The sequence below is a fragment of the Myxococcales bacterium genome, assembly GCA_016712525.1.
In the GTDB taxonomy this organism is placed as follows: domain Bacteria; phylum Myxococcota_A; class Polyangia; order Polyangiales; family Polyangiaceae; genus JAAFHV01.
On record JADJQX010000007.1, the window covers coordinates 1,975,932 to 1,991,727 of the forward strand.

At 69.9% G+C, this 15,796-nt stretch carries 14 protein-coding genes; 6 read left to right on the plus strand and 8 right to left on the minus strand.

Annotated elements, in window-relative coordinates:
• Entirely contained in the window at positions 1-177 is a 177-nt protein-coding gene (locus IPK71_25455) for a hypothetical protein (GenBank protein ID MBK8217086.1), read from the plus strand.
• A gap of 91 nt (positions 178-268) precedes the next feature.
• Here IPK71_25455 and lpdA read toward each other — a convergent pair whose 3' ends face one another.
• The 8 genes from lpdA to IPK71_25495 form a co-directional block, all read right to left on the minus strand.
• Entirely contained in the window at positions 269-1,675 is a 1,407-nt protein-coding gene (gene lpdA / locus IPK71_25460) for a dihydrolipoyl dehydrogenase (GenBank protein ID MBK8217087.1), read from the minus strand.
• Positions 1,676-1,777: 102 nt separating this feature from the next.
• Positions 1,778-2,890, minus strand: a complete 1,113-nt coding sequence (locus IPK71_25465; GenBank protein MBK8217088.1) for a thiamine pyrophosphate-dependent dehydrogenase E1 component subunit alpha — start codon at positions 2,888-2,890, stop codon at positions 1,778-1,780.
• Positions 2,891-3,075: 185 nt separating this feature from the next.
• Positions 3,076-3,813, minus strand: a complete 738-nt coding sequence (locus tag IPK71_25470) for a hypothetical protein (protein ID MBK8217089.1) — start codon at positions 3,811-3,813, stop codon at positions 3,076-3,078.
• A 220-nt stretch (positions 3,814-4,033) separates the two neighbouring features.
• Entirely contained in the window at positions 4,034-4,765 is a 732-nt protein-coding gene (locus tag IPK71_25475) for a hypothetical protein (protein MBK8217090.1), read from the minus strand.
• A 145-nt stretch (positions 4,766-4,910) separates the two neighbouring features.
• On the minus strand, positions 4,911-5,126 hold the full coding sequence (locus tag IPK71_25480) for a hypothetical protein (protein ID MBK8217091.1): 216 nt from the start codon (positions 5,124-5,126) through the stop codon (positions 4,911-4,913).
• Between the two features lie 159 nt (positions 5,127-5,285).
• The gene (locus IPK71_25485) at positions 5,286-6,023 is read right to left on the minus strand and encodes a hypothetical protein (GenBank protein ID MBK8217092.1); all 738 of its coding nucleotides are present in this window, start codon (positions 6,021-6,023) and stop codon (positions 5,286-5,288) included.
• 445 nt (positions 6,024-6,468) lie between these two features.
• Positions 6,469-7,056 (minus strand): DUF4149 domain-containing protein, encoded by a 588-nt coding sequence (locus tag IPK71_25490; protein ID MBK8217093.1) that lies wholly within the window; start codon positions 7,054-7,056, stop codon positions 6,469-6,471.
• Positions 7,057-7,058: 2 nt separating this feature from the next.
• Positions 7,059-8,159 (minus strand): HEAT repeat domain-containing protein, encoded by a 1,101-nt coding sequence (locus IPK71_25495; GenBank protein MBK8217094.1) that lies wholly within the window; start codon positions 8,157-8,159, stop codon positions 7,059-7,061.
• Between the two features lie 208 nt (positions 8,160-8,367).
• Between IPK71_25495 and IPK71_25500 the strand changes: the two genes are divergently transcribed.
• From IPK71_25500 to IPK71_25520, 5 genes are all read left to right on the plus strand, one after another.
• Complete coding sequence (locus tag IPK71_25500; protein ID MBK8217095.1) at positions 8,368-9,561, plus strand: DUF1385 domain-containing protein; 1,194 nt, start codon at positions 8,368-8,370, stop codon at positions 9,559-9,561.
• 33 nt (positions 9,562-9,594) lie between these two features.
• Complete coding sequence (gene prfA / locus IPK71_25505; protein ID MBK8217096.1) at positions 9,595-10,683, plus strand: peptide chain release factor 1; 1,089 nt, start codon at positions 9,595-9,597, stop codon at positions 10,681-10,683.
• Positions 10,684-10,694: 11 nt separating this feature from the next.
• Positions 10,695-11,117 (plus strand): hypothetical protein, encoded by a 423-nt coding sequence (locus IPK71_25510; GenBank protein ID MBK8217097.1) that lies wholly within the window; start codon positions 10,695-10,697, stop codon positions 11,115-11,117.
• Between the two features lie 80 nt (positions 11,118-11,197).
• Positions 11,198-14,662, plus strand: a complete 3,465-nt coding sequence (locus IPK71_25515; protein MBK8217098.1) for a hypothetical protein — start codon at positions 11,198-11,200, stop codon at positions 14,660-14,662.
• Positions 14,635-15,459, plus strand: a complete 825-nt coding sequence (locus IPK71_25520; protein MBK8217099.1) for a hypothetical protein — start codon at positions 14,635-14,637, stop codon at positions 15,457-15,459. The genes IPK71_25515 and IPK71_25520 overlap by 28 nt, the downstream gene beginning before the upstream one ends.
• The last annotated feature ends 337 nt before the right edge of the window (positions 15,460-15,796 follow it).

A 15,796-nucleotide genomic window follows, 5' to 3' on the forward strand; every position in this document is an offset into this window, starting at 1 on the left:
GTGGCGGTCTGCAAGGCGTGCGGCGAGGAGGCCGACAGCCTCGTGTCCGTCAAGGTCGACGGCAAGACCAAGAAGCTCTGCGAGGACTGCGCCGATCGCGCGCGAGAGCAGAGCGAGATCGCCGAAGCGAGCGAGTCCGTCGTGCAAGGCATGATGGGCTTCAAGGGCCGTAGGTAGCCGTTTCCCTACCCGCACGGCGGGACGAGCGCCCACGAAAAGGCCCCGAGCGCACAGCGCCGGGGCCTTCGTCTTTCGATGGTGGGGAGTGTCAGCGGTTCAGGACGTGGATCGCGTGACCGAGGCCCGCCATGCTCGCTTCCATGAGGCCTTCGCCGAGCGTCGGGTGCGGGTGGATGGTGAGCCCGATGTCCTCGAGGAAGGCGTGCATCTCGAGGGCGAGCGCGCCTTCGCTGATGAGATCCGTCGCCGAGGGGCCGACGATGTGCACCCCGAGCACCTTGTGGGACTCGGCGTCGGAGACGACCTTGAAGAAGCCCTCGGTCTCGTTCACGGCCATGGCGCGACCGAGCGCGGCGAAGGGGAATTTCCCGATGCGCACGTTGAGGCCCTTCTCTTTGGCCTGCGTCTCGGTGAGGCCCACGGTGGCGACCTCGGGGTCGGTGAAGATGGCGCCGGGGATGCCGACCCAGTCTTTCTCGGCCTTGTGGCCCGCGATCACCTCGGCGGCGACCTCGCCCTCTTTGCTCGCCTTGTGCGCGAGCATCGGGACACCCGACACGTCGCCGATGGCAAAGATGCTGGGCACATTGGTGCGACCGACCTTGTCGGACGGGACGAAGCCGCGCTCCACCTTGACGCCGATCTCCTCGAGGCCGAGGCCCGCGCCGTTCGGGCGCATGCCCACGGCGACGAGGACCACGTCGGTCACGACGGACTCGGTCTTGCCGCCCACGTCGACGTTCACGGTGAGCGAGCCGTCGGCGTTGGTCGTGTAGCCGAGCGCCTTCGTGCTCTTCATGATCTTGGCGCCGTGTTTGACGAGCTTCTTCTCGACGACCTGGACCACGTCCGGGTCGACGCCAGGGAGCAGCGCGGGCGTCGCCTCGACCACGGTGAGCTCGGAGCCGAGCTTCTGGTAGACGCTGCCGAGCTCGAGGCCGATGACCCCTCCGCCGATGACGAGCAGGCGCTTCGGCACCTCGCGGAGGCTCACGGCCTCTCGCGCGCCGATGATCTTCTTGCCGTCGAACTTGAAGGTGGGGATCTCGATGGTCGACGAGCCCGTCGCGATCACGATGTGCTTCGCGACGATCGTGTCGACGGTGCCGTCGGGCAGGGTCACCTCGACGGTGGTCGGGCTCTTCACCTTGGCCGTGCCCATCACGAGCTCGACGCCGTTGCCGCGGAAGAGGCCCCGGATGCCGCCGGTGAGCTTCTTGACGATGCCGCCCTTCCAGTCCTGCATCTTGTCGACGTCGAGGCGGATGCCGTCGATCGCGATGCCCATATGCGCGGATTCTTTGGCTTTTTCGTACGTGTGGCTGGCCGAGATGAGCGCCTTCGAGGGCACGCAGCCCCAGTTCAGGCACACGCCGCCGACCTCTTCTTTCTCGACGCAGATGACCTTCTGCTTGAGCTGCCCCAGGCGAATGGCGCAGACGTAGCCGCCCGGGCCACCACCAATCACCACCGCATCGACTTCTTTCTTCGCCATGATTTCCAAGCCTCTTGTCGCGTTCTTAGGGCCAACCGGCGAGCCCGACGAGGCTCGACCGGACGATGGCCGCACGGTCATACCAACGTTTCGGCGGCCGCGTCATCCACCGTGCGCGGGGGCCTTCGGCGAGGCCATGAGCTCGGCCTTCTGCTCCCGGAGGTGCCACGGGAGGTCCGCGTAGACGTCGTCGAAGAGCGTCTCTCGGTCGGGTGGCGGCAGCTCTTCGACCTCCTTCACGGCCGCGTTGATCTGCGCGGTGAGCTCGGCCTCGAGGGCCGCGTCGCTCGCGTCGTCGACGAGCCCGAGCACGACGAGGTGCTTGCGCAGGCGGTCGAGCGGGTCCTTCTTTCGCCACGCCTCGACCTCGGCTTCGTCGCGGTAGCGCGTGGGGTCGTCGCTCGTGGAGTGCGCGCCGATGCGGTACGTGAGCGCCTCGACGAACGTCGGGCCCTCGCCGCGACGCGCGCGCGCCACGGCCTCGCCGAGCACGTTCACCATCGCGAGCAGATCGTTCCCGTCGACACGCACCGAGGGCACACCGTACGCGCGCCCCTTGATAGCGATCGTCTTCGCGGCGGTCTGTTTGTGGGTCGGCACGCTGATCGACCAGTGGTTATTCTGGCACACGATCACCGCCGGCACGCGGTAGAGGCCCGCGAACGTCATCGCGTTGTGGAAGTCGGGCTGGCTCGTCGCGCCGTCCCCGAGGAAGCCCATGGAGACGGCCTTGTTCGCCTCGTTCCGGAGCTTCATGGCCCACGCCGTCCCCACGGCCTGCGGCACCTGAGGGCCGATGCACGACGACCACGAGACCTGGTTCACGCTCCGCCCGGAGTGGTGGCTCGGCATCTGGCGCCCCTTCTGGACGTCGCCCGAGTTGCCGAAGACCTGCGCGATGAACTGCGTGAGCGGAAAGCCGCGCACGAGCATCACGCTCTGCTCGCGGAGCGCGGGGAACACCCAGTCGCTCTCGGCGAGCACGAGCCCCGCGGCGATGGGCACGGCCTCTTGCCCCGTGCACGCGCCGTAGAAGCCCACGCGCCCCTGGCGCTGCAGGAGGATCATCTTCGCGTCGATGAGGCGGAGCCGGCGCATCTCGCGGTAGCCGCGCAGGAGCACGTCCGCCGAGATGGGCGCCGCCCCGGGGTCGGCCGTGCCGTCGTCGTTCAGCACACGGGTGAGGCCGAGGTCCTTCGCCACGTCGTCGCTCATAGGCTCCGGCTTACCAAACCTTGAGCGTTCCGCGCGACCGAAAGACGCCGCCATGGCGCGTCACACGCGGACGCCGACAGGCACCGACACACCGACCCAATCCACTGATATCATTAAGGAAAAACAAAGAAAACGAGGCGCCGCTCGAAGGAGCTGCGCCTCGGTGCGTCGAGCGTGAGGGACGATCAGCCGCCGCCGCCCGCGTCGGTGGGCGAGCCGCCGCACATGACACGCGCGACCTTCGGGTACACGGCGTCGAAGTCGGCGCCCGAGCAGAGCGCTTGCCACTCGGCCGCGCGCGACTCGATGGCCTGCGTGCACGCCGCGTCGACCACGGTCTTGCAGATGCCGGCCTCGGCCTCTTTGCGGCAGGCGGTGTCGGTCGCGTCGTCCTCGCAGACGGCGCAGGCCGACACGAGGCAGGTCTCCTGGATGGCGAGCTTCAGCGCGCAGTCGGGGCGACCGATGACGAGCGCCGCGCACGAGGCGGTGTTCGGGACCACGGCGTCGTCGCTGATCGAGAGCAGCGCGGGCACGGGCACGGTCTTCTCGTCGTCGCCCTGGAGCGCGCCGATGAGGCAGCGCGAGCAGTCTTTGTTGGCGTCGATGAAGGCCTCGCAGCCGTTCGCCGCGGAGCCGAGGCACTTCTGGTCGAACTCGGTGATGAGCGCGTCGGAGCACTTGCCCGGGGCGCGCGTGGGGGCCACACCGGAGAGCGCGAGCGCGCCTTCTTCGTCGTAGCAGCTCGCCGGGCCGCCGCCGTCGGTGCGGGGCTTGGCGGCGTCGCCCGTGGCGGTAGCGGTGGCGTCGGCCGTGGCAGCGTCGGTGCCGCCGTCGGCGGTGACGTTCTCGACCGTGCAGCCGATCCCGAATCCCATGCCCACGATGCCCATGAGGGCGACGATCCCAAGTGCCTTCTTCATATCGACTCCTTCTTCGTCCAATCGGCCACGGCCACTCGGTCGTGCGCACACTCGAAGCGCCGTGACATGTCACGTCGGGAAAAAAGCGCAAGCAAGAACGGCTCCGTGCGGCGAGGTTCGGGGACCTCGGTACGGGATCGGGGTGTCAGACGGCGCACGAGGCGACGGGCACGCCCCGAAGAGCGTGCCCGCCTCGCACGACGCTGGTGACGTGCTCGCGTCAGTCGGTGCCCGCGTCGCTGCCGCCGCCCGCGCCGCAGAAGAACTCCGCGACCTTGGCGTAGCCCTCGTCGAAGTTCGCGCCACGACAGGTGGCCTGCCACTGCGACGCCGCGTCGTTGACGGCCTTGTTGCAGGCCTCGTCGACCGTGCTCTTGCAGATGCCCGCCGCCGCCTTGTTCGAGCAGTCGGTGTCCGAAGCCTCGTCCTCGCAGGTCGCGCAGGCCGAAGCCACGCACGTCACCTGGCCGGCGAGCTTCACCGCGCACTCGGGCTTGCCGATCACGATCGCCGCGCATGCCGCCGTGTTCGGCGACACGCTGTCCTCCGAGACTGGGATGAGCGCGCCGATCGGCGTGGTCTTGGGGTCGTCGCCCTGGAGTCCGCCGATGATGCAGCGCGAGCAGTCCTTGTTCGCGTCGATGAACGCCTGGCAGTTCGAGCCGGCGCCGAGGCACGCCGCCTTGAACTCGGCGATCTTGCCCGCGCCGCACTTGCCGCTGCCCTTCGTCGGAGCCACGCCTTGGAGGGCGAGCGCCGCCTCCTCGTCGTAGCACGTCGCCGGCGCTTTCACGTCGGACCCCGAGTCACGGATGACCGAGCCCGTCGACGTGGGGCCCGTCTCCGGCGCCGAGGCGTCCGCAGGGTCCGCGGGCGCGACCGTGCAACCTACACCGATACCCAACGCCGTCGCCCCGAGGAGCGCGGCGATCCCGAGAGTCTTCTTCATCATGGCAGATCCTCCTCGCCGGTCGGCCCAGCACCCCGTCGTGGGGTGCTCCTTCCGGCTTCGTCGTGCCCTGCACGACCACGAGGAACCACCAAAGCAAGAACAGGACCGCCAATCGCTTAGCGGCCCTTGCGGAGCGTGAACGGCCTCAGTTTCCCGATTTCATGGCGCCGCCGTCGTGCCCAGCCATCACGCCCTTCAGTGCGGGGGCCTTCATCTTCGGCCCGACGAGAGACACACTCGACGGCTCGGCCGATGGCGCGGGCTCGGAGGGCTTCGGGGCCTCTTCTTTGGAGCACGAGCTGCAGCCCGAGAGCACGGAGACGAACGAGCCGACGAGCATCGCGCGGACGAGGAGGGTCATGGCGTTTCCTTTCATAGCGGAACGGGGCCGACTCGAAAACATTCCGGGTCGCGCAGGGACGCGCGACAAGAAGGGACAAAAAAGGGAGCGGGCGCACGCCCCGAGGGAGGTGCGCCCGCGACCTAGCAGGGCCAAGCGAGGCTTGGGCCTTGGCTTCGATCAGTCGGTGCCGGCGTCCGTGCCGCCGCCGCCGCCGCAGAAGAACTCCGCGACCTTGGCGTAGCCCTCGTCGAAGTTCGCGCCACGGCAGGTGGCCTGCCACTGCGACGCCGCGTCGTTGACGGCCTTGTTGCAGGCCTCGTCGACCGTGCTCTTGCAGATGCCGGCCGCGGCCGTGTTCGAGCACTCGGTGTCCGAAGCCTCGTCCTCGCAGGTCGAGCAGGCCGAAGCCACGCAGGTGACCTGGCCGGCGAGCTTGACCGCGCACTCGGGCTTGCCGATGACGATCGCCGCGCACGCCGCCGTGTTCGGCGACACGCTGTCTTCCGAGACCGGGATGAGCGCGCCGATCGGCGTGGTCTTGGGGTCGTCACCCTGGAGGCCGCCGATGATGCAGCGCGAGCAGTCCTTGTTCGCGTCGATGAACGCCTGGCAGTTCGAGCCGGCGCCGAGGCACGCGGCCTTGAACTCGGCGATCTTGCCGGCGCCGCACTTGCCGCTGCCCTTCGTCGGCGCGACACCCTGGAGGGCGAGAGCCGCCTCCTCGTCGTAGCACGTGGCCGGGGCCGCATCCTTGTTGCCGCCGTCCGGCTTCGGCGTCGTCGCCGTGGACGAAGCCTCCGTCGACGTGCCGCCGCCGTCGCTCGTCACTTCGGTCGTCGTGACCGTACAGCCCACGCCCGCGCCCACCGCAACGATGCCCGCGAGTCCCACGAGCCCAATGATCTTCTTGAACATTCTATGCCTCCTACCTACTGCCTTCGCGGGAGTGACCCGCAAGCCATTCCCCATTCCTCGAACGCCCAACCGGAAAAACCGGAGTACCTGGAACAAGAACCCCGGCCGAACGGTTTCCCCGGGACTGGGCCTGGGGCGTTCGACGTTGAGCTCGTGAAACCCTTCACGGTTCCTGGCGGGCGGCGTTCTACTCGTCGAAATCGTCTTCGTCAACTCCGCATGCCCTTGACGCGAGGCGTCTCCTGCATGGTGCGGTCGGGTATGGCGTCGTTGGCAGGGCGACAGTTTCCTAACGCCGTACCGTCAACTCCCGATCGCCTCCGTTTTCTGCGAGAATTCGTCCTCGGTCGCCGACCGCGCCGCCCCGAGGACCCGGGCATCGCGGTGAGGCCCCTGGAGAGCGGCGCCTCGAGGGGTTCTATAAGCGGGATCCGTGCCAACCCGCTCAGGTACCCGTCGACGGCGGCTCCCCCTGCGGCGGCTCGGTCGAGGGGTCCTCTTCGGGCGGCGGACCTTCAGGCTCGGGGCCGGGCGCGACCGGAGCGCCCGCGGGCGATGGCGGCGGCGGGGCGGGCGCGACGAGGAGCCCGAAGAAGACGATCCCTAGGGCAAACTGCGCCTTTTCGGCGATCTCGGCGCCCGTGTGGGCGCTCTCCATACGTTCACCAAGGGGGCCGTCCCCGCGGATGGCGCCTTGCCGGTGCAGGTCGGCGATGCGGGGCGTGAAGACGGCACCCTCGGCGATCGCAAAGGCCGCCATGAGCGCGAGCACGGACGCCCGGGCCAGATCGTGGAGCCCAACCTGGGGCCGGAGCCGCGACGCCGCGACCTCGCACAAGAGGGCGAGGACCGACGCCGTCATGGCGATGCGCGAGGTGCGCTCGAAGACGACCACCATGGCGTCCGCCGAGGCGGGCGCGGGCACCATGCCGAAGACCGCCGGGGCGACGACGGCCGACACGACGACCACGCCGCCGAGCCAGATGGCGACCGCGACGGCCTCGACCGTGAGGAGGAGCCGAAGGACCCGCACGCCTACGCCTTCCCTTCGGACGAACCTTCGGGGCGCGCTCGGTCGGCGAGCCGAGCCAGGGCCTCTTCGGCGAGATCGCGCGTCGCCGGCTCGTTCGCGAGGGCCGTGAGCCTGCCTCTCGCCGCTTCGAGGCGCGCGCGACCGACGGCCACGATGGCGCGCGCGCGGGCCTCGGGGGACGACGCGCCGAGCTCGGCGAGGAGGTCGGACGTGGCGCGTGCGTGACCGAGCGCGGCGAGCGCGCTCTTCGCGTGGGCCTCGGAGGTCTGGCGGACGAGGCGCATGAGGCCGTACGCGCGTGTCTCGAGGGCGGGGATGGCCTCACGGAGCGCGGCCTCGCCGCAGGCCTCGATGGCGCCCTGCTCCTCTTCGGTGCCCACCTTTCCACGGAGGTCGCCTCGAACGACGGCGATCAGCACGGCGCGGGCCTTCTCGGGGAGCGATGCGCCGCGCGCGCGCGCGAGCAGGATGGCCGCGGCGACCGAGACGTCGGGGTGCTCGTCGGTGAGGAGTCGCTCGGCCGCGCGGAGGTGCTCGGGAGACGGCTCTCGGCCGCGCTCGATGTCGTCCTCGGCGAGGCGGAGGGCGATGTGCCGCACCGCCGGATCGTCGTCGCCGAGGGCGCGAGTGATCGCGCGAGCCGCCTCTTCGGGAGCGACACGAACGAGCGCGATGACGGCCTGGTACCGCACCTCGGGGCGCGTGTCGGAGAGCGCCCTCTCGAGCTTGGCCGCGGCGCGGCGGTCGCCGAGCTCTCCGAGGGCGGAGAGGGCCATTTGGCGAACGAACGCGTCGTCGTCCTCGACCGCGACGAGCAGCTTCGGGAGCGCCGTGACCGCCTGCGCGTCGGCGAGCGCCGTGGCCGCGCGCGACCGTACCGCGGGGTGCGTGTCGCCGAGGGCCTTCTCGAGCGCCGCGACACCTCGAGCGCGGACGGCCTCGTCGACGCCCCCCGAGAGGTGACGGCCGAGCTCTTCGCTCGCCTCGGCGCGGGCCTCCATGCGGGGGCTCACGATGTCGCGTAGGCAGGCCTCGAGCGTTCGAGGGAGGGGCCGGAGGCCGAGCATCTCGCCCCGGTAGCGCGAAGCGGGGCCCTTGTCCACCGCCCGAGCACGCTCTCGCCCACCCGCAAGAAGGGACAAATGTCACATACTTCCAGCCACTTAAGCGCAACCACAGAGACTCGGGTCGGGGCGTCTCCGGGGCTCGACGGAGGCGGGCGCGTGGGGCGTTCGCCGTTCGTCGATGGCGACGTGCGCGCCGCCAAGCGTTCGCGTGCCGCCCCTGTTGCGACATATAGTGGGAGGGCTCATGCCGACCTCGACGACACCTTCGCCTTCCGGCTCTCCCGTCACCGCTCCGTCCGGATCCCCCGCGCGCCCGTACATCGGCGGCCAAGCCGTGCTCGAGGGCGTCATGATGCGCGCGCCCCACTCGTTCGCGATCGTGGTGCGGCGACGCGACGGGAGCCTGCACGTGCGCGAGCGCGCCGTCCCCGATCCGAAGAACGGCGTCGCCCGTCTGCCGCTCGTCCGTGGTGTGGCGTCGCTCGTCGAGTCCCTCCGGCTCGGCGGCGAGGCCCTCCGCTTCTCGGCCGAGGCCGCCGAAGCCGACATGATCGACGCCGAGAACGCCGAAAAATCGGCCGCATCGAAGGCCGCCGCCAAGGTCACGCAGGTGCTCACGGCGCTCGGGGCCACGCTCTTTTTCCTCGCGACGAACGACCCGGAGGCCGACCCTGCCCCGGCCCCTGCCCCCGAAGCCGAGACCGGATCCGGGAAGAAGAGCGGCCCGGGCCTCATGTTGGCCGTGATGGTGCTCTTCATGGTCGCGCTCCCGCAGCTCGTCGCCGCGCTGCTCAACAAGGGCCTCCACCTCGACCTCGAGGTCACGTCGCCCAAGTTCCAGGCGATCACCGGCGTCATGAAGCTCACGATCGTGATCGGCTACATGCTGCTCATTCGGCGCGTCCCCGACATTCGCCGCGTCTTCCAGTACCACGGGGCCGAGCACAAGACGATCAGCACCTACGAGGCCGGCGAGGATCTCACCGTCGAGAACGCTCGCAAAAAGACGACGCTCCACCCGCGCTGCGGCACGACCTTCCTCGTGATGGTGGCGATCGTGTCGGTCATCGTCTTCACGGCCGTCGGCTCGTTCGTGCCCAAGATCCACACGGGAAGCGCCATCGCCGACAACATCTTGTTCTTCCTCGTGAAATTGCCGTTCGTCCCCGTGCTCGCGGCGCTGACCTTCGAGATGCAGCGGGTGTTCGCGCGGTACTTCACGACGGGCCCGCTCCGCGTCGTGCTCGTGCCGGGCTTCCTCGTCCAGCGCATCACCACCATCGAGCCCGACGACGCCCAGCTCGAGATCGCGCTGGCCTCGCTCAAGGCGACCCTCTTCCGCGAGAAGGGCGAGACGCCGGCCACGACGGACGACGTGCGCTTCGCGACGTACGAAGAGTTCTACGCCCAGGACCACTTGCGAAACCCCGCGTCCTGAGCGGCGTTCTCTGCTAAGCGCACGGCCTCCGTCATGCTCCCCCTCGACAAATTGGCCGATCTCACGCGGCGCTACCGCGACATGGACGAGCTCCTCTGCCAGCCGGACGTGCTCGCCGACCGTACGCGCCTCGCGAAGCTCAACCGAGAGCGCGCCGACCTCGAGCCGATCGCGCTCGCGTTCGGCCGCTATCAAGAGGTGAAGCGGAAGCTCGTCGAGGATCGCGAGGCCCTCGCGGACCCCGATTTGCGTGAGCTCGCCGAGCTCGAGATCCCGGAGCTCGAGGCCGAAGAGAAGGCCCTCGAGCGCGAGCTCGAGGTGCTCCTCCTGCCGCAGGATCCGGACGACAAGAAGAACACTATCGTCGAGATTCGCTCCGGCGAGGGCGGCGAAGAAGCAGCCCTCTTCGCCGCGGACCTCTTCCGCATGTACGCCCGCTACGCCGAGACGCGCGGGTGGCAAATGGAGGTCATCTCGCTCTCGGAGAGCAGCACGGGCGGCTACAAGGAGTGCATCTTCATGCTCTCCGGCAAGGACGTGTACTCGGACATGCGCTTCGAGGGCGGAGTGCACCGCGTCCAGCGTGTGCCCGCGACCGAGACCCAGGGCCGCATCCACACGTCGACCGCCACGGTCGCGGTGCTCCCCGAGGCCGACGACGTCGAGGTGCAGATCGACGACAAGGACCTCGAGATCAGCATCGCCGCGAGCGGTGGCCCCGGTGGGCAGGGCGTCAACACGACCAACAGCGCCGTGCAGATCCTCCACAAGCCGTCGGGCCTCATCGTCAAATGCCAGGACGAGCGCTCGCAGCTCAAGAACAAGGCACGCGCCCTCAAGGTGCTGAAGAGCCGACTCCTCGACATCGAGCGCGAGAAGCGCGACGCCGCGGTGAGCGCCGAGCGACGTGGCATGGTCGGCACCGGCGAACGCAGCCAGAAGATTCGCACCTACAATTTCCCACAGAACCGCGTAAGCGACCACCGCATCCAGCTCACCCTCCACAAGCTCGATCGCGTGATGATGGGTGAGCTCGAGGAGCTCGTGACGGCGCTCCGCACGCACCGTCAGGCGGCCATGCTCGAGGCCCAGGGCGACGGGCCCTCCGCGGCGGGCGCGTAGGAGCGGGCGTCTTGGGACCCACCATGCCGGAGGCCGCGCTCGTCGCCGAGACCCTCACGGTCGCGATGGCGGTGGCGCCCGGCGTCTACTCACGAAACCGCCACTTTTCCCTGCATCAGCGGCCCGAAGCGCGTGCGGCGCGGAGGCGGGCGGCCCTCGTGCGTGGCATCGTGAGGCACCTCGCCGTCGCCGTCGACGTGCGTGTCGAGAGGGCGTCGGGCGACGACGAAGGGGCGCTCGAGGTCTCGTACCGGGTCGCCGCCCTCGCGTTCGAGCGGACGGCGAGGCTGTCGTCGGCCGAGCTCGCGTGCGTCCGCTACCTCGCCCGAAAAGTCGGGGTCACGCTGCCGCCCGCGCTCACCCTCGGCACGACCCCCGAGACCGACAGTGCGCTCGTCGAGGCCACGTTGGCGAGGCTCTCCCCGGCGCGCTGAGGCGGCCATGCGCCGCGCTCGGGGCGACCAGGCCCGAAAGGCGTTCGCGCTTCGCACGCCATCCATTACGCTGCCCTGCGATGCGCGCTTCGATCCTCGCCCTCGTCACCATGCTCTCGGTGGCGACGCTCGCGCCCGGCTGCGCGATGGACACCATCCCCGACGGCCTCCGAAAGACCCCCGCGGGGGACGGGCCCAAGGTCGTCTTCGATCTCACGAAGCGCCCCTTGCCCGACATCCCCATCCCGAACGACACCGCGACGTTCGCCGATCCGACGAGCCGCACCGGCCGCCGCATCAACGTGAGCCTCGTCGCCCCGACGACGTTCGAGTCCCTCTCTCGGCGAGGGTTCGGCTCGCTCGAGGGATGGGGCACGTTCGCGCCGATTTCGGTCTCGTTCGAGAAGCCCCCGGGCATCGACGCGCGCCTGCCGGCGATCGACCTCGACGACGTCGTCGCCCGCACCGTCGGCGACGACTTCGATCCGACGAACGATCCGTTCTACGTGATCGACCTCGAGACCGGGCTCCCCGTGCCGATCGAGACGGGCAACGGCCTCTTCCCGGCGACGATCGTCAACCCCGATCTCTACTGGCCGAACGACCCTCACCGGTCGGAGAGCGCGCTCCTCTTCGAGACCCGCGAGGAGGGCGCAGGCCTCCTCCCCGGGCAGTACGATCCGGCGCTCGATACGGACTTCGACGGCATCGTCGACCACCCGAACACCTGGCCCCAGAAGCGCACGACCACCGACAAAACCCGGACGATCGACGAGCTTCTCACCTTCTACGAGCGCGAGACCGACACGCTCATCTTGCGGCCCGTGGTGCCTCTCCGCGAGAAGCACGAGTACGCGGTCGTGCTCACCGATCGCCTCCGCGACACGCAGAAGAGGCCCGTGCGCTCGCCGTTCGAGGCCGTGCACCACGTGGCCCAGCGCGGCTCCGTGGCCAAGGTCGGCGCGGCCCTGGGTGATCCGCAACGTGCGAATTACTATGGTGATTTGGCCGGAACGGGCTTCGAGCACGTCGCCTTCGCGTGGACGTTCACGACCGGCCCCCAGACCGAGGATCTTCGCCTCCTTCGGGACGGTCTCCATGGCCGTGGGCCGTTCGCCTACCTCGCGAACGACTTCCCCGTGAAGGCGCGCGCGTTCGAGGCGGCGGGCCTCGCGCGGGAGCAGACCGACGAGACCCGCGACCTCGCGCGCAAGTCGCCCTCGTGCCAAGGCGCCCTCAAGAGGCCGTACATCGCCAAGCTCGACGCCCTCCTCCCTCAGTTCCGCCAGTTCATCGACGAGTTCTTCGGGCTCTCCGGGCCCGAGGCCGACCTCCTCCTCGAGAGCCTGAAAGAGGTCGATCACTTCGTGCTGGGGACGTTCGAGTCGCCCTATTTTCTCGGTGAAGACCCGGCACGGGAGGACCCCGACGGTCGCTTCGAGCTCGACTACACGACGGGCAAGGGTCGCGTCCGGCGCGACACCGTGCACTTCTGGCTGTCGGTCCCGAAGGCGAAGCCGGGGCGCGCCCAGCCCTTCCCGGTGACGACCTGGTCGCACGGGACGACCCTGAACGGCGCCGAGATCCTCCTCCGCGCGGGCTCGTTCGCGAAGCAGGGCCTCGCCATGATCGGCATCGACATGCCGGGGCACGGCCTCGTGCTCACGCCGGGGCAGGAGCAGCTCGCCGAGGCGATCTTCCGCGAGCAGTGCATCGTGCCGTGGGTGAACGGCGTCGCCTCGGGGCGCGCCCACGACCTTGACGAGGACGGCACGCGCGACTCGGGCGGGTACATCTGGAGCGCGCACATCTTCCACTCGCGCGACAACATCCGGCAGTCGGTCGTCGACCTCGTGCAGACGACCCGCCTCCTCAGGAGCTTCGACGGGAAGAACCTCTCGGACCAAGACTTCGACGGCGACGGGAGACCGAACCTCGCGGGAGACTTCGACGGCGACGGCACCCCCGACGTGGGCGGCAGCGCGCCCCTCACCACGGCGGGCAACTCGTTCGGCGGCATCTTGGCGATGGTGCACGGCGCCGTGGACCACGAGATCTCGGCCACGGCGTCCATCAGCGGAGGCGGCGGGCTCGTCGACGTGGCCACACGCTCGACGCTCACGCCCGACCCGGTCCTCCAGCAGGTGCTCGGCCCGATCGTGCTCGCGCTCCCGGGAAAAGACCGCAAGGACGACACGTCCTGCTCGGAGGCCGAGCGCTCCGTGCGCATCCTCGTGAACGATCTCATCACGACGCGCGAGCTCGAGATCGCGTGCCTCTCCGAGGCCGAGCTCCCCGAGAAGAGCACGGTCGTCGTGACGAACGTCTCCACGAAAGAGGTCCGCTGCGCGCGCGTCGACGGGGCCGGGAGGTTCCGAACCCCGCTGCCCACGAACGTAGGCGATCGCCTCGACATCCAGGTCTACACGGCCGGTGGCGCGGACGCCGTGACGAGCTACGGGACGTGCGCGCTCCGGCCCGACGCGATCCCTGGGAGACGCATCACCACGTGGGAGAAGCCACGCAAAAAGCCCCGCCAAGTGGGCGACGAGAGCAAGACGTGCGAGGCGGCCGTGGCGCGCGCCGAGCTGCCCGAGGGCACCGGATGCCAGCAGTTCCGAGGGACGTTCTTCCCCGTCGGCACGGACCTCGTGGCGCCACAAGAGGGGCTCGGCCTCCGGCGCGGCTCGAAGGAGGCGAGGAGGCTCTTGGCCCTCACGCAGGCCGCGCTCGATCCGGGGGATCCCGTGAGCTACGCGCCGCTCTATGCGCGTGTTCCGCGGCTCGACCCGACGGGGGCGCGCATCCCCCCGCGAGGCGTCGCCGAGATGAACACGGTGGGCGACCCGCTCGTCCCCGCCGCGACGGGCTACGCGTTCGCGCGCGCCTCGGGTGCCCTGCCCTTCATGACCCCCGAGGCCGCCGATCTGCGGCCCGAGTACGCCGAGTACGCGACACCTCGCACCTTGTACGCGGAGCTCGGAAACAAAACCCCCGACACGGTGCTCCGCGAAGCGTGGGTCATGGAGGGCGTGTCGCGGCTCGGCCGCACGAAGGCCGGCCCGACGTGCACGACGAACCGAAAGACCTCGGCGCTCTGCGGCGCCCCCACCAAGGCGAGCCAGTGCGCGAGGGCGCTCGTCGACGCCGACTGGCTCTCCGAGGGGCGGGATCTGCAAGACGCCCCGAGGACACTCTCGCCTCTGCGCCTCGCGCGGGACGCGACCCGCCTCGCGACCGACACGCCTTCGCTCGGGGCGGCGTGGGCACCGAGGCTCCTCGGCTCGCCCGCGACCGGCACCGACGGCGCCTACACGGCGAGCACACCGCTCCTCTCCGTGATGACGATCTACGGCGATCCGACGGGCTACCACGTGTGGACGAACGGCGATCCGTGCCGCGCGTTCGACCACGCCACGCACGCGACGGGCATGCTCGTGCGCTACCTCGCGACGGGCGCGCGCGACCTCTATCCGCTCAGCCACCCGAAGACCCACGGCTGCCTCGCCGACGAGTCGTGCGACTTCCTTCGAGCGACGAAATAGCCGCGTTCGTGGCGCGAGCGGCCCTCGAGCTCGGCCTCGCCCGCCCGCCCGCGCGCGCGAGCCGAGGAGCCCCGCTCGCGAGCCCCTTCCCGAACGCGGCGCTCCGAGAAGGAGTGCTCGAGGCGAGGCTCCACGAGCACGAGCGCGTCGCGCTGCTCGCGGAGCTCGCGGCGTCGCTCGGAGACACGGGGTCCCTCTCGCTCGACCTCCAGGTGGCCGAGGGCGCGCCTGCGCTCGGGAGGCTCCTTTTGGACGTCCCGCGGCGGCTCGTGAAGGACGGGTGGCTGCCACCGCCGGGGACACGCTTCTACGGAGGCGAGGCGAGGCACGTGTATTTTACACTCACCGAGCTCGAAGACGAGGCGGCGCGCGCGGGCCTCGCCTTGACGGTCGAGGCGTCGGGCCGGCTCGTGCTGACGAGGAGCGCGAAGGCGGTCGAGCTCCCGGAGCCTCACGCCTCGATCGCCGAGGTGCTGCTCGCGCTCGGGCTCGCCGAGGCGCTCCGCCGCGCGAGACCCGCGCGGGCCTTCCGGTTGGCGAGGGACATCGGGCGCGGGGGGCGTCGTCGATCCGAGGGCGAGAGGCGCGCCCTCCATGCGAGGATCGCGGGGCTCGACGGGCTCGTTCCCCCCGGGCCGAACTGCCTCCGACGCGTGCTCGCCGAGACGCTGCTCGACCCGGGCGCGGCCGGGGACACTGTGGTGCTCTCCCTCGACGTGGGCCGCACGGGGCACGCGCACTTCCGCTCCGACCCCCGCGGGGCTCCCCGCCCCTACGAGGTCGCCTTCGAGGTATGACGATGACTTTCGGGCGGTGAGCGGCTAAAACCCGTCGAAAGCGATGCGGTACTACGTCTCCCTCGATCCTGCGGCCCCCGACGCCACCCGAACGGTCGACGTGCGCGAGCTCCCGAACGGCTCGCTCGAGGTCCTCCTCGAAGGCCAAAAGGTCGACGTCGACGTGGTGAAGCTCGACAACGTGCTCTCGATCCGCGTCGACGGCCGCGTCGTCGACCTCACGTGCGAGGGCTCTCCCCCCGAGCTCGGGGCCATCGCGAGCGGGCATCGCTCGTACGTGCGCGTCGAGAGCGAACGCCAGCGCGCCGCCGAAGCCGCCAAGTCGTCCAAGAAGGGC

Coding starts and splice junctions, on each gene's coding strand:
- lpdA (MBK8217087.1), bottom strand. CDS start 1,675: ATGGCGAAGAAAGAAGTCGATGCGGTGGTGATTGGTGGTGGCCCGGGC.
- IPK71_25465 (MBK8217088.1), bottom strand. CDS start 2,890: ATGAGCGACGACGTGGCGAAGGACCTCGGCCTCACCCGTGTGCTGAAC.
- IPK71_25470 (MBK8217089.1), bottom strand. CDS start 3,813: ATGAAGAAGGCACTTGGGATCGTCGCCCTCATGGGCATCGTGGGCATG.
- IPK71_25475 (MBK8217090.1), bottom strand. CDS start 4,765: ATGATGAAGAAGACTCTCGGGATCGCCGCGCTCCTCGGGGCGACGGCG.
- IPK71_25480 (MBK8217091.1), bottom strand. CDS start 5,126: ATGACCCTCCTCGTCCGCGCGATGCTCGTCGGCTCGTTCGTCTCCGTG.
- IPK71_25485 (MBK8217092.1), bottom strand. CDS start 6,023: ATGTTCAAGAAGATCATTGGGCTCGTGGGACTCGCGGGCATCGTTGCG.
- IPK71_25500 (MBK8217095.1), top strand. CDS start 8,368: ATGCCGACCTCGACGACACCTTCGCCTTCCGGCTCTCCCGTCACCGCT.
- prfA (MBK8217096.1), top strand. CDS start 9,595: ATGCTCCCCCTCGACAAATTGGCCGATCTCACGCGGCGCTACCGCGAC.
- IPK71_25515 (MBK8217098.1), top strand. CDS start 11,198: ATGCGCGCTTCGATCCTCGCCCTCGTCACCATGCTCTCGGTGGCGACG.